A 5,282-nucleotide genomic window follows, 5' to 3' on the forward strand; every position below is an offset into this window, starting at 1 on the left:
CTCGAGGCCGACGACGGCGGCCGCCAGCAGGCCGGCGACCACGATCAGCATCACCGGCTGGCGCGGCGCGGGCGTGGGCGGTCGCGGTGGCGCTGGCGGCGGCGGCTCGGGCGGACGCTGCGGCTGCGGTCCCGCGTCGCCGCCGCACAGCGTCCTGAGGCTGGCGCGCACGCGTCGCCATTCGGGGTGGTCGGGCGAGCCGTCCCAGGCCTGCAGCGGGGCGAACTGGATCTGGCTGAACGGTAGCGGCGGGATCGTGCCTTGCACCGACACCTGGATCAGCTTCTGTTGCGAGCGGGCGAGATCGGCCTCGGCGCGCACCCATTCGGACTGCACCGCGGCCGGCGACCAGATGACGATCACGGCCTTGGCCGCCTGGAACTTCTCCTCGATCAGCGACGCGTAGGCCCGGTGCGCCGGGATGTCGTGGTCCCACCAGACGGAATAGCCGTCCGCCTCCAGCGCGCGGGCCACGGTGGCGGCCATCGGCTCCTGCTCGCGACCATAGGAAATGACGACGTCGGCCATGCCTGCCCCCCTGTCGGAGCGAGGCTAGCATAGGGCTCAGGCCGCTGCTTCGTCCTTCGCCGCGCGCGCCGGGCGGTTCTCCAGCACGTCCATGATCGCCGCGATCAGGGCGGCCGGCTGGACCGGCTTGTGCTGCAGGGCGTCGAAGCCGAGGGCCTTCAGGCGGCTTTCCTCGCCCGGCATGGCGTCGGCGGTCAGGGCCACGACCGGAGTGTCGGCGGGGCCCGACTGGCCGGCGCGCAGGCGGCCCACGGCCTCGATTCCGTCCATGTGCGGCATGTGCACGTCCATCAGCACGACGTCGAAGGCCTCGAACCGCAGGCGCTCCAGCGCCTGGGCGCCGTCGGCCGCAGTCTCGACCACGGCGCCGGCGGCCTCGAGCACCGCCCGCGCGACGGCCAGGTTGATGGGGTTGTCGTCGGCCACGAGGATGCGCAGCGACGGCAGGCCCTCGGAATCGGCGGCGGCCTCGGGCGCGGCCTCGGCGGCGGGCAGCGGCAGCCAGACGCGGAAGGCGGAGCCCGACCCGGACTCGCTCATCACCGAGATGTCGCCGCCCATCATGCTGGTGAGCTTGCGGCAGATGGCCAGGCCCAGGCCCGTGCCGCCGTACTTCTTCGCCCCGCCCTCGGCCTGGAAGTAGGGCCGGAACAGGGCCGACTGCTGCTCGGGCGACATGCCGATGCCGGTGTCGGAGACCACGATCTCGACGCCGCCGTCGCCGTCGGCGGCCGGGGCGGCGCGCAGGGCGATGGTGACGGAGCCCTTCTCGGTGAACTTCAGGGCGTTGGAGACGAGGTTCATCACCACCTGGCGCACGCGGGTCTCGTCGCCCAGCACCATCTCGGGCAGGTCGTGCTCGGCCTTGCAGGTCAGCGTCAGGCTCTTGGCCGCGGCGCCCTCGGCCCACAGCTCCACGGTCTGCTCGCCCAGCGCGCGCAGGTCGAAGGGCGCGACGTCGAGGTCCATGCGGCCGGCCTCGATCTTGGAGATGTCGAGCACGTCGTTGAGGATCGCCATCAGCCCGTCGCCCGAGCGCAGGATGGTGTCCACGTAGCCGGTCTGGCGGTTGTCGAGGTCGGTGCGCTGCAGCGCGCGCGCCATGCCCAGCACCCCGTTCAGCGGCGTGCGCAGCTCGTGGCTCATCATCGCCAGGAAGGCCGACTTGGCCTCGTTGGCGGCGACGGCCGCGCGCTCGGCTTCGGTCAGCGCCCTGGACGTCTGCATGTTGGCGCGTGCGCTGACGGCCACGTACAGCAGGAGAAGCGCCAGGCCGACGCTCAGCGTGACGAGGGCGGGGCCCGAGTAGCCGCCGAAGAAGACGGGCAGGCCGAACCACAGGCCGGCCGGCATGATGCTCATGGCGGCGAGCGCGACGGGGGAGCGGGACGAGAAGCCCTGGGCGTGGATCAAGAGGCCGGCCAGCACGGCCATGGCGGCCAGCCGGAACGCCTCGTCGCCGGTGAACCAGCAGCGGAGCGCCAGCGCGCTCCAGGTGGCGCTAGCCAGGACCATGCAGCCGACATAGGCCGCGCGGCGGCGAAGGCTCATGTGGCGGCCCTGGCGGACCGGCGAGGTGGTGAACCGCACGCCGATCTCGCCGACCAGGAAGGCCGCGTACCAGAGGGCGCCGAAGAGAGGGTCGAAGACGTATGCGGCGAGCGCGGCCGAGCCGAGGCCGGCCAGCATGCGGGCCACGAAGACTTCCACGGCGGTGACCGCAACGATCTCCAGCCGCTCGTCGAGCAGGCTCCTAAGCTTGCCGGTCACTTAACCCAGCCCCCAACCCGAACCGCCGTTAGCCCCCGCGTGCGGCGCAATGACGCAGAAATTAGCCCGACAAGTGTGAACGGACCCTTGTTGTCTGAGCGTGTTCAGCGAACGCATCCCCGTCCGGGCCCCTTCCCGGCGGCCCGGGGAGCAAGCTAGGCTTCTGAATACGTCGCGCGAGAGGGGATCGGATGCTGGCGAAATTCCTCGTACGGGCGGTGTTCGCCGCCCTCGGCCTCTGGGTCGCCTCGGTGATCGTCCCGGGGATCTATGTGGCGAACGCCGGGACCCTGGTGGTGGCGGCGATCCTGCTGGGAATCGTCAACGCCATCGTCCGGCCGATCGTGACCATCCTCACCCTGCCGCTGACGCTCGTGACCCTGGGCCTGTTCCTGCTGATCGTGAACGCGATGATGATCGGCCTCGTCGACCTGATGCTGCGCGGCTTCGACGTGCGCGGGCTGTTCGCCGGGATCATGGCCGCGATCGTCACGGGCGTGGCGAGCTGGATCGGCGGCATGGTGATCCGTGACGACCGGCAGTCCTCCTAGCTACGTTGAGGGTGCGTCCGCGCCCAAGCCTCATACTTTGCCAGCACCTTCGCGGGCCCGGTCCCGTACCACGCGTAGCCTCCGCGACGCTCGGGGCTGAGGTCGGCGACGTCGTCGTGGATGGTGCGGTCGCGGTCGCCGAAGATCGGGCGGCCGCTGGCGAGGTCGGTGAAGCGGGCCCAGCGGCCATCGGGCAGCTGCGCGGCCCTCAGCCAGGCGACGCCGGCGTGGACGGCGCGCACCACCTGCGGCGAGGGGTCGGGCAGGTTCATCAGGTAACTGAGGATCTCCGCGCTTTCGGCGCCGGCGAGGGCGGCGGGCTCGAAGTTGCGGGCGCCGACGGGGGCGAGCGTCAGGGTGTCGGCCTGCTGCGGCCAGCCGCCCTGCGGGGCCTGGGCGGCGAGGAGGCACGCAAGCCCGCGGCGCCAGGCGGCTTCGGCCTCGCGGCGCAGGGCGGCGTCGACGAAGGCGTAGTCGCCGCGGCCGGCCGCGATATCGCCCAGGAGCGCCACGGCGGCGACCATCGCCCCGTCGTTGAACGTGACCGCGTCGTGGTAGCCGCCGACGAGCGGCCACACCTGCGGCCAGCCGCCGTTGGGGTACTGGGCGGCGAGCAGCCAGCGGAGGCCGCGGACGAAGCTGTCGCGGTGGGGCGCGCCGCCGGCTGAGATGACACGGGCCAGGAACCGCAGCTCGGTGACGGTGGCGTCGTTGTCGAGCGTACCGACGTAGTCCGCCTCGGCCGAGAAGGGTTGGCCGGGCTGGCGGATGGGGCCGTTGCGCGGCGAGTTCTTGCCCCAGCCCCCGCCGGGGGTCTGGAAGCTCACGATCACGTCGGCGACGTGGCGGGCTTCGGGCGTGACGTACCAGGCGGCGGGCCGGTCGAGCGGCATCGAAGCGGCGGCGTTGCCGGACGACGGCGGTTCGCCGGGCGTGGCCGCGGCCCCGTTCAGCTTTCGGGCGGCCTCGGAGCGATCGAGGTAGGCCTTCCATGCCAGGCGATCGGCGGCCGGGAGCTCGGCCAGCCGCTCGGCCGTGAGCGGCGGCGCGGGCGTCATGTGGCTGACGACGGCGGCGTTGGCGGGGCTCGAGATGAGCAGCGCGGCGAGAAGGCATTTCCACATGGCGGCGAACCTGCACGCCGAGCCTTCCGCTGCCCACGAGAGAGCAAAGAAAAAGGGCGGGACCCTGCGGCCCCGCCCTCGATCTTCTTCAGCTTGGGTCCCGGCTCGGCCTTCGGGCTTCGCCCTCCGTTGGCCGGGATGACAGCTTCTAAGGCTAGAAGTCCATGTCGCCCATGCCGCCCATGCCGCCGCCCGGCATGCCGCCGGCGCCGCCGCCGCCCTTCTTGGGGGCCTCGACGATGGCGGCTTCCGTGGTGATCATCAGGCCGGCCACCGAGGCGGCGTCCTGCAGAGCCGTGCGGACGACCTTCGCGGGGTCGATGACGCCGGCCTTCACCAGGTCCTGGTACTCTTCGGTCTGGGCGTTGAAGCCGAAGGTGGGCGAGCTGTTCTCGAGCACCTTGCCGACCACGATCGAGCCTTCCACGCCGGCGTTCTCGGCGATCTGGCGGATCGGGGCCTGCAGCGCGCGGCGCACGATGGCGACGCCGGCTTCCTGGTCGTCGTTGTCACCCTTGAAGCCGTCCAGCACGCGGCTGGCCTTCAGGAGGGCGACGCCGCCGCCGGGGACGATGCCTTCTTCCACGGCCGCGCGGGTCGCGTTCAGGGCGTCGTCGACGCGGTCCTTCTTTTCCTTCACTTCGACTTCCGTCGCGCCGCCGACGCGGATCACCGCAACACCGCCGGCCAGCTTGGCCAGACGCTCTTGCAGCTTTTCCTTGTCGTAGTCGGACGTGGTGTCTTCGATCTGCTTCTTGATCTGGGAGATGCGGCCTTCGATGTCGGCCTTGTCGCCCGTGCCGTCGACGATCGTGGTGTCGTCCTTGGTGATCGTGACCTTCTTGGCCTTGCCCAGCATGTCGAGCGTGACGCTCTCCAGCTTGATGCCCAGGTCTTCGGAGATCAGCTGACCGCCCGTCAGGGTGGCGATGTCTTCCAGCATGGCCTTGCGGCGGTCGCCGAAGCCCGGAGCCTTGACGGCCGCGACGCGCAGGCCGCCGCGCAGCTTGTTGACCACCAGGGTCGCCAGCGCTTCGCCTTCGACGTCTTCAGCGATGATCAGGAGCGGACGGCCCGACTGGACCACGGCTTCCAGCACCGGCAGCAGCGGCTGCAGCGAGGAGAGCTTCTTTTCGAAGAGCAGGATCAGCGGCTCTTCGAGGTCGGCCTCCATCTTCTCGGCGTTGGTGATGAAGTACGGCGACAGGTAGCCGCGGTCGAACTGCATCCCCTCGACGACGTCGAGCTCGGTTTCGGCGGTCTTGGCTTCCTCGACGGTGATGACACCCTCGTTGCCGACCTTCTCCAT

General features: G+C 70.9%; 5 protein-coding genes. 1 reads left to right on the top strand and 4 read right to left on the bottom strand.

Translation table 11 applies throughout. The annotated features are described in order from the left end of the window. A partial coding sequence (locus VGD44_RS01210) for a toll/interleukin-1 receptor domain-containing protein (protein ID WP_331083029.1) occupies positions 1 to 528 on the bottom strand: 528 nt, incomplete at its 3' end. A 36-nt stretch (positions 529 to 564) separates the two neighbouring features. After that, positions 565 to 2,298 carry an ATP-binding protein gene (locus VGD44_RS01215; protein WP_331083032.1) on the bottom strand — a complete coding sequence of 578 codons (1,734 nt, stop codon included), beginning with the start codon at positions 2,296 to 2,298 and terminating at the stop codon, positions 565 to 567. 191 nt (positions 2,299 to 2,489) lie between these two features. Here VGD44_RS01215 and VGD44_RS01220 point away from each other — a divergent pair, with 191 nt between their 5' ends. Beyond that, on the top strand, positions 2,490 to 2,849 hold the full coding sequence (locus VGD44_RS01220; protein ID WP_414694605.1) for a phage holin family protein: 360 nt from the start codon (positions 2,490 to 2,492) through the stop codon (positions 2,847 to 2,849). Here the strand turns inward: VGD44_RS01220 and pelA are convergent. Next, complete coding sequence (gene pelA / locus VGD44_RS01225) at positions 2,846 to 3,973, bottom strand: pectate lyase (RefSeq protein WP_331083034.1); 1,128 nt, start codon at positions 3,971 to 3,973, stop codon at positions 2,846 to 2,848. The genes VGD44_RS01220 and pelA overlap by 4 nt on opposite strands. A 154-nt stretch (positions 3,974 to 4,127) precedes the next feature. After that, a partial coding sequence (gene groL / locus VGD44_RS01230) for a chaperonin GroEL (protein ID WP_331083036.1) occupies positions 4,128 to 5,282 on the bottom strand: 1,155 nt, incomplete at its 5' end.

Source organism: Phenylobacterium sp. (assembly GCF_036402295.1).
GTDB lineage: Bacteria > Pseudomonadota > Alphaproteobacteria > Caulobacterales > Caulobacteraceae > Phenylobacterium.